At 49.0% G+C, this 243-nt stretch carries 1 protein-coding gene; it reads left to right on the forward strand.

The features are described from left to right. The coding region (locus N477_RS23830; protein ID WP_155732020.1) for a hypothetical protein at positions 1-243 on the forward strand (243 nt) is incomplete at both ends.

The raw sequence follows: 243 nt of genomic DNA on the forward strand, positions 1-243 counted from the left end.
ATACAGTCATGTGCCGTTACAGACATTACAACAGCTGAGCGGGATGAGTGCAGGTCTGTTTGATACCTTGGTGATATTTGAAAACTACCCCGTGGATGCGTTGCTGAATGAAAAGGCCGAGGCTGCGGCACTAAATGTGACGAACGTTGAAGGGTATGAAGGCACCAACTATGCCATTACCCTTAAAGCCCGTATCGAAGCCTGCCTGTCGATAGGATGTGGAGTGCAGGGAGTGATATTCGA

This window comes from Pseudoalteromonas luteoviolacea H33-S (assembly GCF_001625695.1).
Classification (GTDB): domain Bacteria; phylum Pseudomonadota; class Gammaproteobacteria; order Enterobacterales; family Alteromonadaceae; genus Pseudoalteromonas; species Pseudoalteromonas luteoviolacea_B.